This is a genomic window from Nonomuraea insulae (genome assembly GCF_042656245.1).
Map to the genome: position 1 here is coordinate 130,634 of NZ_JBHSPA010000035.1, position 23,830 is coordinate 154,463.

The 23,830-nt window shown below is 69.1% G+C and carries 19 protein-coding genes; 17 read left to right on the forward strand and 2 right to left on the reverse strand.

The window, feature by feature from the left end:
* Nucleotides 1-5: 5 nt before the first annotated feature.
* Both ACFPZ3_RS30425 and ACFPZ3_RS30430 read right to left on the reverse strand, forming a co-directional pair.
* Nucleotides 6-929, reverse strand: a complete 924-nt coding sequence (locus ACFPZ3_RS30425) for a carbohydrate ABC transporter permease (protein WP_379517705.1) — start codon at nt 927-929, stop codon at nt 6-8.
* Nucleotides 926-2,191 carry an ABC transporter substrate-binding protein gene (locus tag ACFPZ3_RS30430; protein WP_379517706.1) on the reverse strand — a complete coding sequence of 422 codons (1,266 nt, stop codon included), beginning with the start codon at nt 2,189-2,191 and terminating at the stop codon, nt 926-928. Before ACFPZ3_RS30430 ends, ACFPZ3_RS30425 begins: the two co-directional genes overlap by 4 nt.
* Nucleotides 2,192-2,369: 178 nt before the next feature.
* Between ACFPZ3_RS30430 and ACFPZ3_RS30435 the strand changes: the two genes are divergently transcribed.
* The 17 genes from ACFPZ3_RS30435 (at nt 2,370) to ACFPZ3_RS30515 (ending at nt 23,826) form a co-directional block, all read left to right on the forward strand.
* The gene (locus ACFPZ3_RS30435; protein ID WP_379517707.1) at nt 2,370-3,797 is read left to right on the forward strand and encodes a pectinesterase family protein; all 1,428 of its coding nucleotides are present in this window, start codon (nt 2,370-2,372) and stop codon (nt 3,795-3,797) included.
* A gap of 20 nt (nt 3,798-3,817) precedes the next feature.
* A complete protein-coding gene (locus ACFPZ3_RS30440) occupies nt 3,818-5,062 on the forward strand; it encodes a hypothetical protein (RefSeq protein ID WP_379517708.1) in 1,245 nt (414 codons plus the stop codon).
* Nucleotides 5,063-5,112: 50 nt separating this feature from the next.
* Nucleotides 5,113-6,009, forward strand: a complete 897-nt coding sequence (locus ACFPZ3_RS30445; protein ID WP_379517709.1) for a nucleoside hydrolase — start codon at nt 5,113-5,115, stop codon at nt 6,007-6,009.
* A 125-nt stretch (nt 6,010-6,134) separates the two neighbouring features.
* Nucleotides 6,135-7,031 carry a sugar phosphate isomerase/epimerase family protein gene (locus ACFPZ3_RS30450; protein ID WP_379517710.1) on the forward strand — a complete coding sequence of 299 codons (897 nt, stop codon included), beginning with the start codon at nt 6,135-6,137 and terminating at the stop codon, nt 7,029-7,031.
* Nucleotides 7,021-7,983: a transketolase gene (locus tag ACFPZ3_RS30455; protein WP_379517711.1), complete on the forward strand. Its 963-nt coding sequence runs from the start codon at nt 7,021-7,023 to the stop codon at nt 7,981-7,983. Before ACFPZ3_RS30450 ends, ACFPZ3_RS30455 begins: the two co-directional genes overlap by 11 nt.
* The gene (locus ACFPZ3_RS30460; protein ID WP_379517712.1) at nt 7,980-8,930 is read left to right on the forward strand and encodes a transketolase family protein; all 951 of its coding nucleotides are present in this window, start codon (nt 7,980-7,982) and stop codon (nt 8,928-8,930) included. The genes ACFPZ3_RS30455 and ACFPZ3_RS30460 overlap by 4 nt, the downstream gene beginning before the upstream one ends.
* A complete protein-coding gene (locus tag ACFPZ3_RS30465; RefSeq protein ID WP_379517713.1) occupies nt 8,917-10,407 on the forward strand; it encodes an FGGY family carbohydrate kinase in 1,491 nt (496 codons plus the stop codon). The genes ACFPZ3_RS30460 and ACFPZ3_RS30465 overlap by 14 nt, the downstream gene beginning before the upstream one ends.
* A 64-nt stretch (nt 10,408-10,471) precedes the next feature.
* Entirely contained in the window at nt 10,472-11,404 is a 933-nt protein-coding gene (locus ACFPZ3_RS30470; RefSeq protein WP_379517714.1) for a sugar-binding transcriptional regulator, read from the forward strand.
* A 250-nt stretch (nt 11,405-11,654) separates the two neighbouring features.
* Nucleotides 11,655-13,997, forward strand: a complete 2,343-nt coding sequence (locus ACFPZ3_RS30475; protein ID WP_379517715.1) for an Ig-like domain-containing protein — start codon at nt 11,655-11,657, stop codon at nt 13,995-13,997.
* A 19-nt stretch (nt 13,998-14,016) separates the two neighbouring features.
* Nucleotides 14,017-16,002, forward strand: a complete 1,986-nt coding sequence (locus ACFPZ3_RS30480) for an ABC transporter substrate-binding protein (protein WP_379517716.1) — start codon at nt 14,017-14,019, stop codon at nt 16,000-16,002.
* Nucleotides 16,003-16,011: 9 nt separating this feature from the next.
* Nucleotides 16,012-17,010, forward strand: coding sequence for an ABC transporter permease (locus ACFPZ3_RS30485; RefSeq protein ID WP_379517717.1), 999 nt, complete (start codon nt 16,012-16,014; stop codon nt 17,008-17,010).
* Between the two features lie 6 nt (nt 17,011-17,016).
* The gene (locus ACFPZ3_RS30490) at nt 17,017-18,153 is read left to right on the forward strand and encodes an ABC transporter permease (protein ID WP_379517718.1); all 1,137 of its coding nucleotides are present in this window, start codon (nt 17,017-17,019) and stop codon (nt 18,151-18,153) included.
* On the forward strand, nt 18,128-19,123 hold the full coding sequence (locus ACFPZ3_RS30495) for an ABC transporter ATP-binding protein (protein WP_379517719.1): 996 nt from the start codon (nt 18,128-18,130) through the stop codon (nt 19,121-19,123). Before ACFPZ3_RS30490 ends, ACFPZ3_RS30495 begins: the two co-directional genes overlap by 26 nt.
* On the forward strand, nt 19,120-20,166 hold the full coding sequence (locus tag ACFPZ3_RS30500) for an ABC transporter ATP-binding protein (RefSeq protein WP_379517720.1): 1,047 nt from the start codon (nt 19,120-19,122) through the stop codon (nt 20,164-20,166). Before ACFPZ3_RS30495 ends, ACFPZ3_RS30500 begins: the two co-directional genes overlap by 4 nt.
* Nucleotides 20,163-21,218: a sialidase family protein gene (locus tag ACFPZ3_RS30505; protein WP_379517721.1), complete on the forward strand. Its 1,056-nt coding sequence runs from the start codon at nt 20,163-20,165 to the stop codon at nt 21,216-21,218. Before ACFPZ3_RS30500 ends, ACFPZ3_RS30505 begins: the two co-directional genes overlap by 4 nt.
* A gap of 86 nt (nt 21,219-21,304) precedes the next feature.
* Nucleotides 21,305-22,396: a sialidase family protein gene (locus tag ACFPZ3_RS30510; RefSeq protein WP_379517722.1), complete on the forward strand. Its 1,092-nt coding sequence runs from the start codon at nt 21,305-21,307 to the stop codon at nt 22,394-22,396.
* Nucleotides 22,393-23,826, forward strand: a complete 1,434-nt coding sequence (locus ACFPZ3_RS30515; protein ID WP_379517723.1) for an ABC transporter substrate-binding protein — start codon at nt 22,393-22,395, stop codon at nt 23,824-23,826. Before ACFPZ3_RS30510 ends, ACFPZ3_RS30515 begins: the two co-directional genes overlap by 4 nt.
* Nucleotides 23,827-23,830: the final 4 nt, after the last annotated feature.

The window sequence follows — 23,830 nt, forward strand, 5'->3', positions numbered from 1 at the left end:
GGGGCTCAGTCCTTCCCGCGCAGGAGGCGGAACTGGACGATGACCACGGCCAGCACGAGCAGCACCAGCAGCATCACCTCGGCCTGCGCCAGGCTCAGGTCGCCCACGGTGTAGGCGCGGGTGAAGATGTCGTACATGGTGACGTTGGTGGAGCCCTGGGGGCCGCCGTTGGTCAGCATCTGCACAGGGGCGAAGACGAGGAAGTTCGAGACCGTGTCGGCCACCAGGACGAACGCCAGCGGGCGCCGCAACAGGGGCAGCGTGACATGCCAGAACCTGCGCCAGGCCGAGGCGCCGTCGATGGCGGCGGCCTCGTACAGGCTGGCCGGGATGTCCTGGATGCCGGCGATCAGGAACATCATCCAGTAGCCGACGCCGATCCACGACAGCAGCACGATCAGCGCCCACAGGGCCTGGCCGGGTGAGGTGAGGAAGGGCTGCGGCGGGAGGCCGAGGACGGTGAGGAAGGAGTTGAGCAGGCCGTCCGGGCGGTAGGCGACGCTCCAGATGACCGCCGAGACGGCCGGGGGCACGGCGATCGGCAGGATCACCAGCACACGCAGGACGCGCACGCCCGCGAACCGCCTGGTGAACAGGACGGCGAGGGCGACGGCGGCGGCGATCTGCAGGGGGTTGACGATCAGGCTGAACAGGAGGGTGACGCGGACGCTCTGCAGGAACGTCGGGTCGGCGAAGAGGGTGGCGTAGTTGCGCGGGCCGACGAACCTGGTCTGGCCGGTGAGCAGGCTCGTGTGGTTGAGGCTGCTCACGAAGGCGATGCCCGCCGGGATCAGGCGGAGGACGAGGAGCGCGACGAGGGCGGGGGCGAGGAAGGCGAGGGAGACCAGCACGGGGCGCCCCACCCTGGTGCGGGCTTTGGTGGCGGGTGCGGCTCCGGTGACGGCGCGGTGGTTCGACAGGGTGCTCATCGGAGTTGGTTCCAGGCGGTCGTGACCTCCTGCGTGGCCTGCTGAAGCCGGGTCCTGGGGTCGGCGCCGTTGCGGATGTCGGCGAACGTCTTGGTCATGATGTCCTCGAACTGGATGTATCCGACCGACCGGGGCCGCGCGACGGCGGTGTGGTCGGCGTCGTAGGTGAGGATCTCGCCCGCGCCCTTGCTCTTGTCGCCGCCGAGCGCGTCGAGGGTGGGTACGTACTTCTCGAAGGCCGCCCGGTTCGACGGGATGATCGTGGTGGCCTTCGTGGTGAGCAGGTTGCCCTCGGGGTCGAGGGCGGCGTACTCGAGGAACTGGCGGGCGAGCCGCTGGTTCTTGGAGGCCGGGTTGATGCCCCAGGACCAGGAGCCGGTCGGCGTGACCTGCTCGCCCCCCGCGAAGTACGGGTAGGGCGCCACCCCCCAGTCCAGGTCCTTGGCGGCGGCGAACGTGCCGACGTCCCATGGCCCGCCGGCGAGGAAGGCGACCTTGCCCTCGGTGAACAGCGGCGAGGTCTGGAACGAGCCGACCCCGCGCGGGGCGAGCCCGCCCGCGAACAGGTCGCGGTACCAGGTCATCGCCTTGACCCAGCCGTCGGTGGTCAGCGCGGGTGTGAGCATGTCGGGCCCGGTGATGCCGGACCCGCCGCCGAGGGACTCGGGCAGGCTCTGGAGCTGGTAGTACTGCTCGATCTGCTCCGGGATGAGCGCCCACTGCGCCCCGCCCCTGGCCTGGGCCTCCTTACCGGCCGCGACGGTCTGCTCCCACGTCCAGCGTTTGGCCGGGTCGCTCGGCGGCGGGGCCACTCCGGCCTTCTTGAGCAGCGTCTTGTTGTAGTAGAGGAACTGGTCGGAGGTCCAGATGGGGACCGACCAGAGCTTGCCGCCGCGCTCGTTGACGTCGTACTGGGCGGGCAGGGCCGCCTGCTTGACCCGGTCCTTCCAGTCGCTCAGGTCCGTCAGGAACCCCCGGGCGGCCAGCGCGGAGACGCGTGGCTGGTCCACCGTGTAGACGTCGATCGTGGTGTCCCTGGCGGCCAGCCGCTGCTGGAGTGTGCTGTTGAGCTGGTCGAACGGGATCTGCGTGTACTCGACCTGGACTCCCGGGTGCTTGGCCCGGAACCCGTCGATGACCGGCTGGAACGTCTTGGGATCTTCTGGGCCGAGGAACTTCAGGGTGTCGGTGTCCGCGTCGCCGCTTCCGCAGCCGGTCGCGAGCACGGCCAGGAGGCTCACGAGGGCCAGGCGTTTCTTCATGGCTTTGCTCCTCTGACCAGGTCAGGCCCGGGTCTACACGTGTCACCCGCCCGAGCTGGCCGACAGCATGCCACGAACCCGCGCATGCGTACAAGGCTCACAGGTCTTGACCGATCTTGTTAGGCGGTCTACATATATATTCACAGCCAACTATCCATTCGCTCAAGAGAGGCCGAATGTGAAGGCAACGATCACGGTTCTCGTGACGGCGGCAGCGCTGGCCTTATGCGCGCCGGCCACGGCCACGGCACAGGCCGGACCACGGCTCTCGGTGCCGGAACGAGGCGGCGGGACCTGCGTGGACGCGCCCCTGACCATCACTTTCCCCGGCTCCCCGCCCACCCTCGGCACCGAGGGGGCGATCGAGATCCGCAAGAAGGACGGGTCGCTCGCCGACCGCGTCGAGGCGGCCACCGCCAAGACGGACAAGAAGAACATCGGCAGTGCGATCTCCGACACGGGGCTGCCGCACGACTGGTCGTACGAATCGATCATGATCGACGGCAACACCGCCTCCGTCTATCCGCACCACCAGCTGGAGTACGGCCAGGAATACCGCGTCACCGTCGACCCAGGCGTCTTCCCCGGCTGGGACGGCGTCAAGGACTGGCGGTTCACGACCAGGAAGCACGCGCCGCGCGACCCCCGCCGCCTCACGGTCGCCGCCAAGGGCACCGGGGACTTCTGCACGGTGCAGGGCGCCATCGACGCCGTGCCCACCGGCAACACCAGGCCGGTGACCATCGACGTCAGGCCCGGCGTCTACACCGAGATCGTCTACGTCCGCGAGGACCGGCCGTTCCTCACCGTGAAGGGCGCCGGCGCGGGGCGTACCGTGATCCAGTACCCCAACAACGACCTGCGCAACGGCGACAAGGCGCTGAGCAACGGCGGTCCCGCGGACCTGTGCCCGCGGCGCGTGCTGGACGAGTCCGACCGGCACAACTGCTGGCGGCAGGCGTTCGGGGTGGACGCGGCCGACTTCCGCCTCCAAGACCTCACCGTGCACAACACGACGCCCGACGGCGGCTCGCAGGCCGAGGCGTTCCGCGGCAACAACGACCGGATCGCGCTGGAGCGGGTGGACCTGCTCAGCAACCAGGACACGCTGCGGTTGCAGGGCAAGGGCTTCGTCACCGACAGCCACATCGCCGGCGACACCGACTTCATCTGGGGCACGGGAACGGTGTTCATCCAGGACTCGGTACTGGAGTCCACCAACGGCGGTTACATCTCGCAGAGCCGCAGCGACAACACGCGGCCGGGCTACGTGTTCGTGCGCACCAAGCTGACCCGGGCGGCCGGGGTGCCGGACGCCTCCGTGGTGCTGGGGCGCAGCGCGGTGTGGCGGTTCCTGTACAGCCAGGCCATGTTCATCGACACCAAGATGGACGCCCACGTGGCGCCGGTGGGCTGGCAGATCGATCCGAACGACTGCGCGCAGGCCCAGTCGGCCTCGTTCTGGGAGTACAAGAGCACCGACCTGGACGGCGAGCCGATCGACACCTCGCAACGGCTGCCCTGCTCCCGCCAGCTCACGGACGCCGAGGCCGCGCAGTGGAGCGACCCCGCGTTCGTTCTGGGCGGCTGGGATCCGGAGTCTTGAAGAACGGACGGAGTGACGAAATGACGGACGTGGACGCGGGCGCGAGCAGGCGGACGATGTTGGGCGGCGTGCTGGGCGGGATCGGCGCCGCGCTCGTCGCGGGCTCGACGGCGACTCCGGCAGCGGCGGCGACGGTGGCCACGACGGCGCACGGGGGCAAGCCGGCCCCTCGCCCCGTGGCCCCCGTGAACCAGGAGTCGGCGGCCAAGATGGGCCCCGAGTACAAGACCCTCCCGCCCGCCGTGGCGGGCGTCGACATCGAGCCGCTGATCGGCATCGCGAAGGCCGAGGACATCCAGCCCCGGCGCCAGCTCATGATCGACTACATCTGGAAGGGCGCGGGCCGGCCTGCGACGCTGCCCACGGTCGAGACAGGCGTGCCGGCCCCGGCCGAACTGAAGGACCTCACCGGCGTGCGCAGGATCGACCTGCTGACGGTCCCGCTCAAGTACCAGGTGACGGCCAAGGTGTACGACCTGCTCCCCCGCAAGGGCTGGAACCGCCGCCTGGCGCTCTACCACAACGGCCACGGCGAGCCCCCGGAGAGCATGATCCGCGTCGCCCAGGCCATGCTCGACCGGGGCTACCGCGTCATGGTGTACGCGATGCCGTTCTTCCACTGGAACGCGCAGGGCATCGAGGACCCGAAGAACCCGGGTCAGATGCTCCCCGGCCCCTCCCACAAGGAGTTGCCCGCCTGGGAGAGCGAGGGGTTCTCCGCGCTGACGTTCTTCCTCGAACCGCTCACCATCACGCTGAACCACGCCGAGAAGACCTATCGGCCGGCCTCGGTGGAGATGATCGGGCTGTCGGGCGGCGGCTGGACGACGACCGTCTACCCGGCGCTCGACCCGCGTGTCACGCGCAGCTACCCGGTGGCGGGGTCGTTGCCGTTCTTCCTGCGGCCGGCCTCGCCGAAGCCGAGCCCCACGATCGGCGACTTCGAGCAGACGAAGGCGGCGCTGCCGGGCTTCTACTCCGGCAGTTCCGACGACTACCTCGACATGTACGTGATGGCCTCGATCGGCGAGAACCGGGGGCAGCTCCAGATTCTCAACCGGTTCGACGAGTGCTGCTTCAACGGGGTGAGCCACCGCGTCTACCAGGCCCCGCTGCGGGACCGGGTGCGGCTGCTGGCCGGTGGACGGCCCGAGCAGGGGCGGTGGGACCTGCTGGAGGACGCCACGCACGACGACCACACCATCTCCCCGCACGCCCTCTCCGTGATCCTCTGGGATCTTGACACCGCAAATGTCACAACCTAATATCGGAATATAGATACATCACTGAATAGATATTCAGTAGGGAGAATCGCATGGCGGGCAGGACGTTTTCCCATCGGCGCCGAGTGATCGTCAACACCGATGCGAAAAACGAGGCGGACGACCAATTCGCCATCGTGCACGCCCTGCTCTCCCCGAGCCTGGACATTCGCGGGCTCATCCCCGCGCATTTCGGCAACCGGCGCACCAGGGAGGGCCTGGAGGAAAGCCGGGCGGAAATCGAGCTGCTGCTGCGGCTGATGAAGCTCGACGGCCAGGTGCCGGTGGCGGACGGCGTGCCGTACGCGCTGCCCGACGCCGGCACCCCGGTCCGCGCCGACGGCGTCGAGCTGATCGTCGAGGAGGCCATGCGCGACGTGGCCGAGCCGCTCTACGTGGCCTTCCTCGGCCCGCTGACCGACATGGCCTCGGCCCTGATGCTCGAACCGCGCATCGCCGAGCGGGACGTGACCGTGATCTGGATCGGCGGCGGCGGATATGACGGCAGGGGCCCGCAGGACGGACGGCCCGAGTTCAATCTGTCCAACGACATCGTGGCGGCCAACATCGTCTTCTCCTCGGCGCTCAAGGTCTGGCAGATCCCGGCGCCGACGTACCGGATGATGGCCGTCGGCTACGCCGAACTCGACGCGAAGGTCGCGCCGTACGGCGAGATCGGCGAATACCTCGTCCGCCAGCTCGTCGAGTGGAACGAGCGGCAGCACGGCGGGTCGATCGAGTTCCGCGTGCTCGGCGACTCCCCCGCGATCGGGCTGATGTTGCACCCGGACTGCGGCACCTGGGTGGAGCGGCCGGCGCCGAACTTCCGCTACGACGGCACGCTCGACTTCTCGGTCGCCAACCGGCCGATCCGCACCTATGACTCGATCGACGCGCGCTTCATCCACGAGGACTTCTTCGCGAAGCTGCGCGCCTTCGCCGGGCACTAGACCCACCACCCCCATCAAACAGGAGGCGATGCACCATGAGTGCGCTGACGTTCGGCGCTGGTATATGGGCATTCGGGCAGATCGTCGACAGGTACGCGACGGACGGCTACGGGCCCACCAGGTCGATGACGGAAATGCTGGACATGGCGGCGTCCGTGGACGGGCTGGACTGCCTGGACATCAACGTGCCGTTCGCCGAGGGCATCTCCAAGGCGTCGGACCTCGCGCAGTCGCTGGCCGAGCGAGGGCTGCGGGCCAGGGCGATCACGCCGCACCTGTACACCAGGGAGTTCGTCAAGGGGGCCTTCACCAACCCCGACCCCGAGGTGCGCCGCCAGGCCGCCGACCGCGTGCACGAGGCCGTCGCCGTGGCACGTGAGCTGGGCGCGGACTACGTGAAGTTCTGGCCGGGGCAGGACGGCTTCGACCTGCCGGGCCAGGCCGACTACGCCCAGTTGTGGGAGCTGACGGTGGGCGCGATCCGCGACCTCGCCTCGGCGCACCCCGACGTGCGGTTCGCGATCGAGTACAAGGCCAAGGAGCCGCGCGTGCGCATCACGCTCGCCGACGCGGCCCGTACGCTCCTGGCCATCGACGAGTCCGGGCAGCCCAACGTGGGCATCGTCATGGACTTCGGCCACTCCCTGCTGGCCAATGAGACGCCGGCCGAGGCGGTGCAGCTCGTGCACCGGCGCGGCAAGCTGGTCTCGGTCGAGCTGAACGACAACTGGCGCGGCTGGGACGACGACCTGCCGGTCGCGTCGGTGCACCTGTTCGAGACGATCGAGTACCTGCTGGCCGTGCGCCGGATCGGGTGGAGCGCACCGGTCCTGCTCGACCAGTTCCCGTTCAGGGAGGACCCGGTACGCGCCCTGTCGCAGAGCATCAGGACCATCCGGGCGCTGGAAGAGGTGTGCGACCGGATCGACCTGGAGGCGCTCAAGGACGCGCAGGAGCGGCAGGACGCCCTCGCGGCGCAGCAACTCCTCTGGTCGGCGATCGGGATCGCACGTGCGACCTAGCGAGACGACGATCACGGCGGCCGTCGGCGGTGCGGCGGGCACGGCCGCGCCGCCCGCCCGGAGGGTCACCGGCCTGCTCCCCGACCACGACGCCATCGCCGAGTGGCGGCGGCTGCGGGAGCGGCTGGCGCACGCCGACCGTCCGGCCACCGCCGCCGCGCTGGTGGCGCTGGCCGGCGGGATCCGGCGCACCGTGATCTCCACGATCACCGGTGCGGGCCTCGGCCACACCGGCGGCGACCTGTCGGTGACCGACATCCTGACCACCCTGTACGGCGCCGTGCTCCGCGTCGATCCGGCCAACCCGGACTGGCCGGACCGCGACCGGCTCATCCTGAGCAAGGGGCACTGCTCGGTCGCCCTCTACACCACGCTCGCGACCTGCGGTTTCTTCTCCGCGGAGCAGCTGAGCACGTTCGCGGCCCCGATGTCGCCGCTCAACGGCCACCCGAGCCGCAGGGCGGTGCCCGGCATCGAGACCAGCACGGGCCCGCTCGGGCACGGGCTGCCCGTCGGCGTCGGCGTGGCGGTCGGCCTGGCGCTGCGCAAGTCGGCGGCCAGGACCGTGGTGGTGCTGGGCGACGGCGAGCTGCAGGAGGGCAGCAACTGGGAGGCCGCCATGACGGCGGGGCATCGGCGGTTGTCGTCGCTGACGGCCGTGGTGGACCGCAACGGGCTTCAGCAGGGCGCGCGGACCAGCGCGACCAACGACCTGGAGCCGCTGGCCGACAAGTGGCGGGCGTTCGGGTGGGAGGCGGTCGAGGTGGACGGCCACGACCACCTGGCGCTGCTGGACGCCGTGACCGCGCCGCACGGCGCGGGCCGGCCGCGCTGCGTGATCGCCAGGACTGTGAAGGGGCGAGGGGTTTCGTTCATGGAGGATCGGGTGGAGTGGCATCACAAGGTGCCGGACGCCGAGCAGGCCCGCCTGGCGCTCGAGGAACTGCGGTGATCCTCGAACAGACGCACGACTGTAGAGACGCCTTCGCCGAGGAGCTGGTCCGGCTGGCGCGCGCCGATGACCGGATCGTGGCCGTGTGCAACGACTCGGTGGGGTCGAGCAAGCTGACGGGCTTCGCGAAGGAGTTCCCCGATCGCCTCATCAACGTGGGCATCGCGGAGCAGGACATGGTGGGGATCGGCGCCGGGCTGGCCAACGCGGGGCTGGTGCCGTTCGTGTGCGGGGCGGCGACGTTCCTGACGGCGCGGGCGCTGGAGCAGATCAAGGCCGACGTGGCCTACAGCCTGGCGAACGTCAAGCTGTGCGGGATGAGCCCCGGCCTCTCGTACGGGGCCCTCGGGCCGACCCACCACTCGACCGAGGACCTGTCGTGGTTGCGCGCCATCGCGGACCTGCCGGTCGTCGTGCCCGCCGATCCCGCGCAGACCCGCGCGGCGATCCAGTGGGCGGCCGAGATGGTGGGGCCGGTGTTCCTGCGGATCGGCAGGTTCCCGGTGCCGGACGTCTCGCCGCAGGGCGGCGCCGCCTTCACCTACGGGCGGGCGACCCGCCTGCGCGAGGGCGTGGACGCGACGATCGTGGCCACGGGAACGCTGGTGAGCCGGGCGCTGGAGGCCGCGGAACTGCTGGCCGAGCACGGGGTGCAGGCCCGGGTGGTGAACATGTCCACCATCTCCCCGCTCGACCGGGAGGAGATCATGGCGGCGGCCCGGCAGACGGGCGCGATCGTGACGGCCGAGGAGGCGGTGCCCACCGGCGGGCTCGGGGCGGCGGTGGCGGAGGTCGTGCTGGAGACGCGGCCGGTGCCGATGCGGCTGCTCGGTCCCCGTACGTTCGCGCCGACCGGGGGGACCGAGTTCCTGCTGGAGCACTTCGGGCTCACCGCCGACGGGATCGCCAGGTCGGCCTTGGAGGTGCTGGGCCTTGACCACGCCTAGCGGCCCTCTCGTCCTGGGCGTGGACCAGGGCACGAGCGCGACCAAGGCGATCCTCGTGGACGCCTCGGGCGAGCTGGTGTCACAGGCTTCGGCGCCGCTGGCCAGGCGGCACCCAGAGCCGGGCCTGGTCGAGCAGGACGGCGAGGAGTTGTGGCGCGGCATCCTGGAGGCGGTGGCCGGCTGCCTGGCCGGGGCGCCGCCGGGCAGGATCGCGGCCGTGGGCCTGAGCGTGCAGCGCGAGTCGGTGCTCGCCTGGGACCGTGCCACGGGCGCGCCGCTGGGACCGCTGGTGAGCTGGCAGGACCGCCGGGGCACCGAGTTGTGCGCCCGGCTGGCCGCCGACGGTGCGGCCCCTCTGGTACGCCGGATCAGCGGCCTGCCCCTGGACCCGATGTTCTCGGCGGCCAAGGCGGCCTGGCTGGTCGAGCGGTACGGCGGCGGCTGCTGCCTGGGCACGGTGGACTCGTGGCTGCTCTACCGGCTGGGCGGCGGGCACGTGGCCGAGGTGGGCTGCGCCTCCCGTACGCAGTTGCTGGACGTGCGGCGGCGGACGTGGAGCCCGGAGCTGCTCGATCTGTTCGGCGTGCCGGCGGAGGCGATGCCGCTCGTGGTGCCGTCCACCGGGACGCACGCCGACGCGGGCGGGCTGCATCCGTCGCTGGCCGGGGTGCCGGTCTCGGCGGTGCTCGGCGACTCGCACGCCGCGTTGTACGCGCACGCGGCGGGGCGGCCGGGCCGGGTCAAGGTCACCTACGGCACGGGCTCGTCGGTGATGGGCCTGGCGGACCCCGGCGTGGCGGAGGCCGAGGGGTTATGCCTGACGATCGGCTGGGAGGACGGCACGCCGGCGTACGCGCTGGAGGGCAACATCCTGTCCACCGGCGCGACGATCGCCTGGCTGGCCGGTGTTCTGGGCACGGAGCCCGAGGACCTGGCGCGGCTCGCGACGCGTGGCCGCCGGGGTAGGCTGCACATCGTGCCAGCGTTCGGTGGCCTCGGCGCACCGTGGTGGGACGACCGGGCAGAAGCGATCATGACGGGCTTCGGCCTGGACAGTCGTAGGGAAGATGTGGCGAGGGCGGCTGTCGACTCGATCGGTCTGCAGGTCGGCGACGTCGTGTCGGCCATGGAGCGCGTGGCGGGCCCCGTCGAGGAGCTGCTGGCCGACGGCGGGCCGACCGCCAATGCCGATCTCATGCAGTGGCAGGCCGACGTGACCGGCCGCGCGGTGCGGGTCGCGCGGCGGCCGGAGTTGTCGGCGCTGGGGGCCGTTCACCTGGCCGGCGTGGCCGGCGGTGTCTGGTCCCGCGGGGAGTTGTCCGAGCTGCCGCGCCACGGCCGGCGCTACACACCGGTTCTGCCGGTGTGCGAGCGCAGCCGCGCGCTAGCAGAATGGCACTCGGCAGTGGCCCGGGCTCGCCACCGGACCAGCAGGAGCGGCGGAGCCGAAGCGGAGGCCAGCGATCGTGGGAGCTGACAGTCAGTTCGAGAGGGGCCGCACCGGATTCGGCGGTCGCCGGCTCGGTCAGGAGTCCGAGCGCATGCGGTTGCTCGTGCGCGTCGCGCGGCTCTACCACGAGCACGGCGTGCGGCAACCGCAGATCGCCGCGCAGCTGCGCATCTCGCAGCCGCGGGTGTCGCGGCTGCTCAAGGAGGCCGCGGAGATCGGCATCGTGCGCACGGTGGTCGTGGTGCCCAGCGGCGTGCACGCGCTGCTTGAGGAGGACCTGGAGCGCAAATATGGCGTGGAGCAGATCATCGTCGTGGACGCCGCGGGCGAGAACCACGACGTGGTGGCCGCGCTGGGCTCGGCCGGGGCGACCTACCTGGACGCCACGCTGATCGGCGGCGAGCACCTCGGCATCTCCTCGTGGAGCGCGAGCCTGCTGGCCACGGTGGAGGCCATGCAGCGCCGCCCGGTGCGGGTGGCCGAGGAGGTCGTGCAGCTCATCGGCGGTGTGGGCAAGGGCTCCGCGCAGGTGCAGGCGACCAGGCTGGCCGCCCATCTGGCCGACCTGACCGGCGCCGAGCCGGTCTTCCTGCCCGCGCCCGGCCTGGTCGGCTCGCCGGTGGCGCGGCAGGCGCTGTCGGACGACCACGTGGTGCGGCAGGTGGTGGACGCGTGGTCGCGGCTGACGACCGTGCTGGTGGGGATCGGCAGCCTGAACCCCTCTCCCCTGTTGCAGGAGAGCGGCAACGCGATCTCCGAGGAGGAGCTGGAGGCGCTGCGCGGGCTCGGCGCCGTGGGTGACGTGTGCCTGCGCTTCTTCGATGCCGAGGGCCGGCTGATCGACTCGCCGCTGGAGGAGCGCATCCTCGGCATCGCGGCCGCCGACCTGCTGCGGGTGCCGCGGCGCATCGCGATCGCCGGGGGGCGGCGCAAGACGGCCGCCATCAGGGCCGCGCTCAAGGGCGGGTGGGTCAACACGCTCATCACCGACGTGGGCGTGGCCGAGGAACTGCTCAAGGACTGACCCGCGCTTCTTCCAGGCCGTCGTGCGTGCCGCACGGCGGCCTTCGCCGTTCCTGGACGGGCCCTGAGAGTTTACTTGGGCGTCATCTCCCGAAAACCACTCTTGACACTGACATGCGGGTCGTTCACGATGTGATGAATCCACTCCATTCATGGCTGAATAAAAATTCTCATCAAGCGACAGCGTGGTCCGGAGTGTGCCGAGCTTTGGCACAGCCCTGCCTATTCCAGGGGCGGAAAGAGAGCGTTCGATGACCGAGGCCCTTGGCTTCGATCCCCAGCAATCAGAATTCAGCCGCCGCACTTTCGTGCGTTCGGCGGCATTAGCCACGCCCGCCGTGGCCTTGGCCGGGCAGGCGGGTGAGGCCGCCGCCGCTTCGGCGCCCACGCCATCACCGTCGCCGGCCCCGAGCACGCAGGCGACCGCGGCGAAGAAGATCCCGGCCTTCCCCGGCGCCGAGGGCGCGGGCATGTACACGACCGGCGGCCGGGGCGGCGCCGTCTACGAGGTGACGACCCTCGACGACGACGGGCCGGGCTCGCTGCGCGAGGCCTGCGCCAAGTCGGACGGCACGATCGTCTTCCGCGTCGCCGGCAACATCAAGCTCAAGGGCGGGCTCGACATCACCGGGTCCAACCTCACGATCGCCGGCCAGACCGCCCCGGGCCACGGCATCACCGTCACCGGCAACGAGTCGCAGATCAAGGGCAACAACATCATCCTTCGCTACCTGCGCTTCCGCGGCGGCGACGTGATGGGCACCCCGATCGACACGTTCGGCGCCCGCGCGGTGAAGGACATCATCATCGACCACTGCTCCTTCAGCTGGGGCGTGGACGAGTGCTTCTCCGTCTACGGCAACACCAACGTGACCGTGCAGTGGTGCATCATCTCCGAGGGCCTGACGAACTCGGTGCACGACAAGGGCCGGCACGGCATGGGCGGCCTGTGGGGCGGTGACACGATCACCTACCACCACAACCTGCTCATCCACGAGAACGCCCGCAACCCGCGCTTCAGCTTCACCGAGGGCATGAGCCTGCTGGTGGACCACCGCAACAACGTGATCTACAACCACGGCATCACCTCCTGCTACGGCGGCGAGTGGTCCAACGGCATCAACCTGGTCGGGAACTACTACAAGCCGGGCCCCAACACGCTGCCGAAGATCGCCAGGGAGCTCGTGGCCCCCGGCCGGTTCGGCCAGTGGCACCTCAGCGGCAACGAGATCGTGGGCCACGCCGACGTCACGGCCGACAACACGCTCGGCATCACCTACCCGGTCGGCGGCATCACGTTGCTGCCGCAGCCGGTGGAGTTCGCGAACGGCATCACCGAGCAGACCCCGCAGCAGGCGTACGCGAGCGTCCTGGAGCAGGCGGGGGCCACTCTGCCGCGGCGGGACGCCATCGACGCCCGGCTGGTCACCGAGGCGCGCGACGGAACGGGCCGGCACATCAACTCCCAGAAGGACGTGGGCGGCTTCCTGCCCTTACCGTCCGAGGTGGCCGCGCCGGCCGACACCGACAAGGACGGCATCCCGGACGAGTGGGAGACCGCGCAGGGGCTGGACCCGAACAACGCCGACGACGCCAAGACGGTCGGCGGCGACGGGTACACCAACCTGGAGCGGTACCTGAACTCGATCCAGCGGGCCGGGGCTCACAACCCGGAGGTGGCGATCACCTCCCCCAAGATCGACCAGGTGTTCGCGGCGAACAAGGACAAGCAGCCGGTCACGATCACGGCCGACGCCAAGGCCCTCGACGGGGCGAGCATCGCCAAGGTCGAGTTCTTCCACGGCGACGAGCTGATCGGTGAGTCGGCGGCGGCGCCGTACCAGGCGACCTGGACGGGCGTCACCGACGGCACCTACTTCCTGACGGCCAGGGCCATCGACAGCACGGGCTCGGCCACCACCTCCTCGCTGGTGCCGATCCACGTCAACCGCACCAGGACGCACTCCGGGTGGCAGGTCCAGGACATCGGCGAGGTGCCGATCCCCGGCAACACGGCGCTCAAGGACGGCGTGTTCACGATCAAGGGGTCCGGCAAGATCGCCGGGTGGAAGGACTCCTTCCACTTCGCCTACAAGGCGGTCGGGTTCAGCAAGCGCGGCGAGGTCCTCGAGATCACCGCTCGGGTGGACAGCGTGAGCAAGAATCACATCGACGCCGTGTCCGGGATCATGGTTCGGCAGGACCTGGAGCCCAACTCGCCGTTCATGATGGCCGGCATCGGATACTCGGCCAGCAACGAGGACGGCTCCCACAAGCGCGCCAAGGCGATCAGAGTCGCCTCCAACGGCACGGCGCCGAGCGTCGGCGTGTACCCGGCGACCAGCGAGGATCCGCTGGACGAGAAGCCGTACTGGCTGCGCCTGGTCTGCCGGAGCCTGCCGACCGGCGGGGACACCGAGTTCGAGGCGTTCCTCTCCGAGAACTCGCTCAACTGGGAGCGCATCGGCTACGAGCGCATCGTCATGCGGACCGGCAGGTTCTACGTCGGCTTCGCCGTGGACGGCAACCAGGAGGCGAACGGCGTCCACGTCTACACCACGGCGACCTTCAGCCAGGTCAAGGTCAATCGTTAGACCCGGAAACGGAGCACCAATGACACAGCACCCTTTGACGAGGAGGAGCCTGCTCCGCGGCGGGGGACTGCTCATGCTGGCCACGGCCGGCGGCTGCAGTTTCCTCGACACCAGCCCCGACACGGGCGGCGGCGCCGCGCAGGCCGCCGACCTGTCGGCCAAGGAGGCGCCGGCGCTGGCCGCGCTGGTCAAGAGCGGCAAGCTGCCGCCGCTGGAGCAGCGCCTGCCCAAGAACCCGCTGGTCGTCACCCCGCTCAAGGAGCCGGGCGCGTACGGCGGCAGCTGGAGCTCGGCCATGGTGGGCGAGGACGACATCGACTGGCTGTACTACACGCTCGCCTACGAGCCCCTCGTCCGCCTCAAGCCCGGCACCAACGGGCAGAAGGGCCCGGACGACATCATCCCGAACGTGGCCGAGTTCGAGGTCAAGGACGGTGGCCGGGAATACGTCTTCAAGCTGCGTGAGGGCCTGAAGTGGTCCGACGGGCAGCCCTGCACGGCCGACGACATGATCTTCGCCTTCGAGGACGTGACCACCTACCACGACCTGCACACGACCGGCATCTACGACCTCTTCCTGGAGAACGGCAGCCTCACCGAGAAGGCCAAGGTCGAGAAGGTGGACGAGCGGACCGTTCGCTACCTCTACAAGGAGCCGAAGGCGGGCCTGCTGTTCCAGATCGCGGTCTCCACCTTCGAGCGTGGCGGGGCGAGCGGACTCCTGCTGCCCAAGCACTACCTCAAGCAGTTCCACAAGAAGCACAACCCGGACGCCGACAAGCTCGCCAAGGAGCAGCAGCTGGAGGACTGGACCCAGCTGTTCATGAACAAGAACGACGTCCCGCACAACGCCGACATGCCCACGCTGCACCCGTGGAAGATCAGCAACGCCCTCGGCAGCGGCACGGCGGTGGTGGCCGAGCGGAACCCGTACTACTGGAAGGTCGACCAGCAGGGGCGCCAGCTCCCCTACATCGACCGGTTCCGATCGGAGGTCCTCGGCGACGTCGAGGTGGAGCTGCTCAAGCTCATGAACGGCGAGCTCAACCTGCAGCTCCGCAACTTCAACACCCCGGAGAACAAACCCCTGGTCGCGCAGAACGCGGCCAAGGGCAAGTACCGGATCTTCGACGTGCCGAGCCGGCTCAGCAACACGATGATCATCCAGTTCAACCAGACGATCGCCGACGACGACCTGCGCGAGCTGTACAGGAAGAAGGACTTCCGCATCGGGCTGTCGTACGCGATCAACCGCAAGGAGATCATCGACGGTGTCTACGCGGGCCAGGGCGAGCCCTGGCAGGCCGCGCCCTCCAAGAGCAACGCCCTCTACGACGCGGACTTCGCCAAGCAGCACACCGAGTACGACGTCGCCAAGGCCAACGAGTATCTGGACAAGGCCGGGCTGACGAAGAAGGACGCCGGCGGCAAGCGCCTGGGCCCCGACGGCAAGCCGCTGACCATCACCATCATGTCCAACACGGACTACCCGCACCACGTGCAGGCGCTGGAGTTCGTCAAGAAGCACTGGGACGCGGTCGGGGTCGGGCTGCGGGTCGATCCGGTCGCGGCCACGCTCTACACCGAGCGCACGATGGGCAACAACCCGGAGGCGTCCACGTACACGTGCAGCGACTTCGACATCGTCACCGGCACGGGCGGCGACCACTACTACGTGCCGAGCAACTCCGGCAGCGCCCGCTACGCCATCCGCTGGGCCCTGTGGTACGGCAGCAAGGGCAAGAACGGCGAGGAGCCGCCGGAGGAGGTGCGCAAGCAGCTCGAAGCGTTCACCACGATGCGCAACGAGCCGGACTTCAACAAGGCGCTGGAGTCGGCCAAGGAGGTCGTGCGCATCGCCAAGGAGCAGTTCTACGCGATCGGGATCAGCTCGTACCCGAACGAGTACGGCATCGTCTCCAACACCGTCAAGAACGTGCCCGACTCCATGGCCGGCGCGCAGGTGACTCCCGGGCCGACCATGCCCGAGCAGTACTCCTTCTGAGGGGCTGACGTGCTGGGTTATTTCGGCCGCCGCCTCGTCTACGTCGTGGTGACGCTGTGGGCGATCTCGATCGTCACGTTCGTCATCATCAACCTGCCACCGGGCGACTACGTCTCGACGGTGATCGCGAACGCGCAGGCGGGCGGAGAGAGCCTCACTCCGGCGCAGATCACCAACCTCCGGCTGCGCTACGGGCTGGACGACCCGCTCCTCGTCCAGTATTGGCGCTGGATCTCCGCCATCGTTCTCCACGGTGACTTCGGTCAATCGTTTGCCTGGAAGCAGCCGGTCTCCACGCTGATCGGCGAGCGGGTGCTGCTCTCGGCGCTCCTGTCGGTCAGCTCGCTGCTCATGGTGTGGGCGATCGCCTTCCCCATCGGTATCTACAGCGCGGTCAAGCAGTACTCCATCGGTGACTACGGCTTCTCCTTCCTCGGCTTCATCGGGATGGCGGTCCCCGAGTTCATGCTGGCGCTGATCCTCATGTACATCGGGTTCCGCTACTTCGGGGCGAGCGTGGGCGGGCTGTTCTCACCGGAGTTCCAGGACGCCGCCTGGAACCTGGGCAAGGTCCTGGACCTGCTCGGCCACCTGTGGGTGCCGATCGTGGTCATCGGGGTCTCCGGCACCGCCGGCATGATCCGGGTGACCCGCGCCAACCTGCTCGACGAGCTCTACCGGCCCTACGTGCACACCGCCAGGGCCAAGGGGCTGCCGGAGTGGAAGCTGGTGCTGAAGTATCCGGTGCGGATGTCGCTCAGCCCGTTCTTCAGCACGATCGGCTGGCTGCTGCCGGGCCTGATCGGCGGGGAGACCATCGTCTCGGTCGTCATGAGCCTGCCCACCGGCGGCCCGCTGCTGCTCAGCGGCGTCATGAACCAGGACATGTACCTGGTCGGCAGCTTCGTCATGATCCTCAGCGTGCTGACCGTGGTCGGGACCGTGGTGAGCGACCTGGCGCTGGCGTGGTGGGACCCGCGAATTCGCAAACGGTACAAGAGAGAGTAGCGCCACATGTTTCTCAGGCGACCCACGACGAAGGAAGTAGGGACGCTGCCGCAGTGGCGGCTGATGTGGCGGCAGTTCCGCAAGCACCGGCTCGCGATGATCGGCGCGGCGATCCTGATCCCGGTGTACTTCGTGGCGATCTTCGCGGAGTTCTTCGCGCCGATGTCCAGTTCGACGGCGAACACCTCGCTGACGTACGCGCCGCCGCAGGTCCTGCACCTCTCCGGCGAGCACGGTCTGCACGTGTACGGGTACAAGACCGAGCGCGACCCGACGTCGTACGCGCAGACCTACACCGAGGATCCGGCCAAGGTCTCCGAGGTCGGGCTGTTCGTGCACGGCGACGAGTACGCGCTGCTCGGCCTGATCCCGTCCGACATCCACCTGATCGGCCCCGTGAAGAAGGGCGAGCCGTTCTTCCTGCTGGGCTCCGACGCCAACGGCCGGGACCTGCTGTCCAGGCTCATCCACGGCGCCCGGGTGTCGTTGTCGATCGGGCTGGTGGGAGTGCTGGCCAGCTTCTTACTCGGCATGCTGATAGGCGGCATATCCGGATATTTCAGTGGTGCTGTCGACAACATCGTGCAGCGCGTCATCGAGTTCCTGATGGCGATCCCGACATTGCCGCTCTGGATGGCGTTGTCGGCCGCGCTGCCCACCGACTGGGGGCCGCTGACCCGATATTTCGCCATCACGGTGCTGCTGTCGCTGATCGGGTGGACCGGACTGGCCCGGGACGTGCGCGGCCGGTTCCTGTCGCTGCGCGAGGAAGACTTCGTCACGGCCGCCCGGCTGGACGGCGTGGGCCGGCTGTCGATCATCTTCCGGCACATGATCCCCTCGTTCGCCAGCCACATCATCGCCTCGTTGTCGCTGGCCATCCCCGGCATGATCCTGGGCGAGACCAGCCTGAGCTTCCTCGGCCTGGGTCTCCAGGCGCCCGCGGTGAGCTGGGGCGTGCTGCTGGAAGGCGCGCAGAACGTGCGCGTCGTGGCCAACGCCCCGTGGTTGCTGGCGCCGGGCGTCGCGGTGGTGATCGTCGTGGTCGCCATGAACTTCTTCGGTGACGGGTTGCGGGATGCCGCGGACCCGTACGGGAACAGGAAGGTGAGCCGCCGTGCGCGCAGACGACGTGCTGCTTGAGATCGAGGACCTGCGCACCTGCTTCTTCATGGACGACGGCGTGGTCTCCGCCGTGGACGGCGTGGACCTGCGGGTGCGCAAGGGCGAGACGCTGGCCATCGTCGGCGAGTCCGGGTGCGGCAAGAGCGTCATGGCACGCTCGATCCTGCGCCTGGTGGACCCGCCGGGGCAGATCGAGGGCGGCAAGATCACGCTGCACCGCGAGAGCGGCCCGGTCGAGCTGGTCGGCGCGAACACCAAGCTGCTGCGGCAGATCAGGTGGAACGACATCGCGATGGTCTTCCAGGAGCCGATGGCCTCGCTGAGCCTCGTGCACACGATCGGCAGCCAGATCGTCGAGGCGGTCCGGCTGCACGAGAACGTCGGCAAGGCCGCCGCCCGCAAACGCGCCATCGAGATGCTCGACCGGGTCGGCATCCCCATGCCGCAGCGGCGGGTGGACGCCTATCCGTTCGAGCTGAGCGGCGGCATGCGGCAGCGGGCGATGATCGCGATGGCGCTGTCGTGCCGGCCGAGCCTGCTGATCGCCGACGAGCCGACGACGGCCCTGGACGTGACCACGCAGGCGCAGATCCTGGAGCTGCTGCGGGACCTTCAGGACGACTTCGGCATGGCCATCATGCTGATCACGCACGACCTCGGGGTGGCGGCGCAGGTGGCCGACAGCATGGCGGTGATGTACCTGGGCAAGGTCGTCGAGTACGGCACCGCCGAGCAGGTGTTGTCCGCCCCCCGCCATCCCTACGCGCAGGCGTTGCTGCGCTCGATGCCCCGGCTGGGGCGCGCCAAGGGCTCCCGCCTGACGGCGATCAAGGGCATGGTGCCGCCGCCGTACGCGCGGCCGGACGGGTGCACCTTCCACCCGCGCTGCGACCGCGTCATGGAGGGCCGGTGCGACGCGGTGGTGCCGGAGCTGATCCCGGTGGACGACCGCGAGGTCTCCTGCCTGCTGTACGAGGAGGTCAAGTGAGCACGGAACCCCTTCTCAGGATCGAGGGGCTGACCAAGCACTTTCCCGTGCGCAGCGGCCTGCTCGGCCGGCAGGTGGGCGCGGTGAAGGCGGTCGACGAGATCGATCTGGACATCGCGCCGGGCACCACGCTCGGCCTGGTCGGGGAGTCCGGCTGCGGCAAGACGACGCTGGGCCGGTGCATCGTGCGGGCGCACGACCCGACCGGCGGGCGCATGCTCTACCGGCGGCCCGACGGCTCGGTGATCGACGTGGCGGGGCTGAAGGAGAAGGAGCTCAAGTCGTACCGGGCCGAGGTGCGGATGATCTTCCAGGACCCGCACTCGTCGCTCAACCCGCGCAAGACGCTGCGCGAGATCATCGGCGAGCCGATGCGGGTGCACGAGTACGGCACCAGAGACGAGATCGACGCGCGGGTCGGCGAGCTGCTGGAACGGGTGGGCCTGCGCCCCGAGTACGCCGGCCGCTATCCCCACGCCTTCAGCGGCGGCCAGCGGCAGCGGGTCGGCATCGCGCGGGCGCTGGCCCTGTCGCCCCGGCTGGTCGTGGCCGACGAGGCGGTCAGCGCCCTGGACGTGTCGGTGCGCGCCCAGATCCTGAACCTGCTGATGGACCTGCAGGAGGAGTCCGGGCTCGGCTTCCTGTTCGTCAGCCACGACCTGGGCATCATCGAGCACGTCGCGGACGAGGTCGCGGTCATGTACCTGGGCCGGGTCGTCGAGCAGGGCCCCACCGAGCAGCTCTACCAGCGGCCCCGGCACCCCTACACCGAGGCGCTGCTGTCGGCGGTGCCCGATCCGGACCCGGCGGCCAAGCGGCACCGCGAGCGGATCAAGCTGCTGGGCGACATCGCGGACCCGGCGAACGTGCCGGCCGGATGCCCGTTCCACCCTCGCTGCGTGTACGCCAAGGACACGTGCCGTACGGAACGGCCGCCGCTGCGGCAGGTCGACGGGCGGCAGGTGGCCTGCCACTTCGCCGAGGAGCTCGACCTGCGCGGAGTCCCCGACCCCGACGCCCGTATCGAAGAGGTGACGGCATGACCGACGTGCGATCCGACCCGCGTTTCGACGGCCTCGTCCGCCCGTCCGCCGTGCTGCCCGGCGCCCGCGAGGCGCTGCTGCCGGCGCCGCACGGGCCCGACAACCACGCCGCCAACCTGCTGCGCACGAGCGGCGGCGAGCTGCTGTGCACCTGGTTCAGCGGTCCCGAGGAAGGCAACCCCGGCACGAACGTGGTGGTCTCCCGGCTGTCCGGCGACGGCTGGGAGCAGCCGCTGCTCGTGGCCTCCGACCCGGAGCGCAGCGAGCAGAACCCGGTGTTGTTCGAGCCAGGCGACGGGCTGATCTGGCTGCTGCACACCTCCATGGAGCCCTATGACCAGACGACGGCGCACGTCGTGGCCCGCACCTCGGCCGACGCGGGCCGTACGTGGAGCGAGCCGCGCGTGCTGCTGTCCGAGCCGGGCACCTTCATCCGCAACCCGCCGCTCTACCTGGACGACGGGACGTGGATGTTGCCCGCCTACCATTGCGGCGCCTCGGGCGACCGCAGTGTCGTCGAGATCAGCGCCGACGGCGGGCGCACCTGGGACGAGCACCAGGTCCCGGACAGTGCCGACCTGGTGCAGATGACGATCGCGCGGCGGCCCGACGGCGGGCTGCTGGCGATGTTCCGCGACCGGCTGGCGAGGCGGATCTACTCCTCCACCTCCTCCGACGGCCGCACCTGGTCCGCGCCCGAGCGGACCGAACTGCCGAACAACAACTCCTCCGTCCAGCTCACGAGGCTCGGCGACGGCCGGCTCGCGCTCGTCTACAACGACGCGAGCCTGGAGCGCGAACAGTTCAGATGGGTGACCAAGGACGGGGAACGGCGCAAGAAGGCGTTGCGCACCCCGCTGGTCGTCGCCCTCTCCGAGGACGGCGGCGCGAACTGGCCGCATCGGCGGGTCCTGCAGGATTCCGACTCCGAATATTGGCAGAACGAGATCGGATATTCGTATCCGAGTGTCATTGACGGCGGCGACGGACGGTTGGACGTCGCCTTCTCCTATCTGCGGAAGACCATCAAGTATCTACAGATTGGCGCATGATGAAAATCCGGCAGAGCATTTTATACGGCGCTCTGGCCGCGGCGGTGGCCGTGCCGTCGTACCTGGCCGGTGACCAAGACGACAATGTGAAAGTAGAGCCGACCGGCGCGTACGCCTGCCGCCAGGACGTCGCCGCCCCCGACCCGAACGTGCCCAAGGTGCACGCCGCCGCGATCGCGCAGGCCCCGCAGGGCGACATGCTGACCGTCTACTACGGCGGCGCCTCGGAGGGCGCCCCCGACCAGGCGCTCTACATGTCGCGGCTGGCGGCCGGCAAGAAGACCTGGTCCAAGCCCGAAGTGGTGTTCGACGAGCCGGGCAAGGCCGACGGCAACCCGGTGTTGTGGTCGGACGGCAAGCGCCTCTACCTGTTCTTCGTGACGATCGAGGGACACGGCTGGGAGCAGGCGCCCATCCGGCTGATCACCTCCGACGACGGCGGGCACACCTGGAGCGACCCGGCCTACATCCGCAAGGAGTGGGGGTGGATGGTCGGCACCAACCCGATCCGCATGTCGAACGGCGAGGTGCTGCTGCCCATCTACGACGAGTCGGAGTCCAGGTCCGGGTTCTACGTCTTCAGCCAGGACATGAGCACGTGGAAGGCCTACCCGGAGGACACCGGGAGCTGGATCCGCACGCCGAACGGCTCGATCCAGCCGACGGTGGCCGAAGTGGAGCCGGGGCGGCTGGTCGCGTACCTGAGGACCGGCGACCAGGCGATCTACCGGAGCGAGTCCACCGACTTCGGCCGCACGTGGAGCGCGCCGGTGGCCGAGCCCATCGGCAACCCGAACTCGCGCGTCGCCACGCTGAAGCTGGCCGACGGCAACCTCGTGCTGGCCTACAACCCCTGGGTCGAGCACCGCTCCCCCATGCGGCTCTCCCTCTCGCCCGACAAGGGGCACACGTGGGCGAACACCGTGGACGTGGAGGCGCAGTCGGGGCCGCAGTTCACCTATCCGGTGCTGACGCAGAGCGCTGACGGCTTCATTCACATGGTGTATTCCTACAACCGCAACAACATTCGGCACGTCGTGTTCAACGAGGAATATCTCCGCGACTCCGTGGGCCTGCTGTCGAACTGGCCCGAGCACACCATCACCGAATTCAAGAACGGCGTCCGGCGGAATGTCGTGCGTCAGTGCAGTTACGCGCCTGCTAAGGGGAACTCATGAGGAACCAGGTTCGTGGTGTAGCTCTGCTGGCGCTCGCACTGAGTGTCACCGCCGTCCCGGCCAACGCCTCGGCTGCCGCCTGTAAGGACGTGGGGAACAAGTACAACCTGCCGTTCAGCGTCTGCGACGACGAGCTGTTCATCTTCGCGGCCAACTACAAGCCGCTCGAGGCGACCGTCGCGGATGAGCAGGGAGCCGCGACCAGGGTCTTCGACGAGCTCATCGGCAACAAGCTGCGCGCGGCGTTCCCCGACGTCAAGATCAAGTACGCGACGTGGGACTACCCCGTGCGGTACGAGGACCTCAAGAAGGCCGGGGTCACCCCGGACATCATCATCGAGGACCCGAAGAACCGCATCGACCGCGACCTCGAGCCGATGGGCTGGGTCGGTGACCTCACGCCCGACCTGCAGAAGGCCGGCATCGACCTGAACACGCTGAACAAGGCCGCGGTGGAGCTGACCAAGTCGCGCTCCGACGGCGGGATCTACGGCGTGCCGCTGTTCATCGACGAGCACGTGCTGCTCTACAACAAGAAGATCTTCGACAAGTTCAAGGTGAAGTACCCCAAGCCCGGCATGACGTACGACGAGGCGTACAAGAAGGCAAAGCAGCTGACCAGGGACGACGGCCTGGATCACTACAAGGGCTACATGCAGCACCCTGACCAGTACCTGGACTTCAACCAGGCCGGTCTCTACCCGTTCCAGCCGACCGCGAGCGAGGAGCCGAAGCCCGAAGAGGTCAAGGTCGACATCAGCGGTGACGCCTGGAAGCAGTACGTGGACAACCTGTACCGCTTCCTGGAGATCCCGCGCAACGACTTCACCACCGTCACCGACTTCTTCAAGGGCGACATGAGCCAGCCGGGCCACCTGGCCATGGCGGTCGACACGCTGTCGCGGCTGAGCATGTACGCCGGCAGCGAGCTGTTCATCGAGGACGGCGACGAGGCCGCCTTCGCGGAGCAGGCCAAGAGCGTCGACATCGGCGTCAGCGCGATCCCGGCGCTCAAGAGCGGCTCCAAGACGATCTACCAGCCGAACACGCGGGCCGCGTTCATCCCGCCGTCCTCGGCCAAGAAGGACCAGGCGCTGCAGATCGTGAAGTGGCTGGTCTCCGAGGAGGGCCAGACCGAGCTCTCCAGCCACGGCGTCAAGGCGGTCCTGCAGACCGACAAGGTCGTGCAGAGCTTCGGCAAGGCCATCCCCGAGCTGGCCAAGATCGACACCTCGGCCGTCTACTACGGCGAGAACGCCGCGATCTCGAACTACCAGAACACCGAGTACTGGGACCTGCCGCTGTGGTCGGTCTACCGCCAGCACATCCTGCGTGACGGCGGGACGCCCGAGCAGGCGCTCGCCCTCTCCCAGCAGCAGGACATCCCCAACTACATCAAGGCTCAGGCCGCCTCCGGGAAGGATTGGTAACACT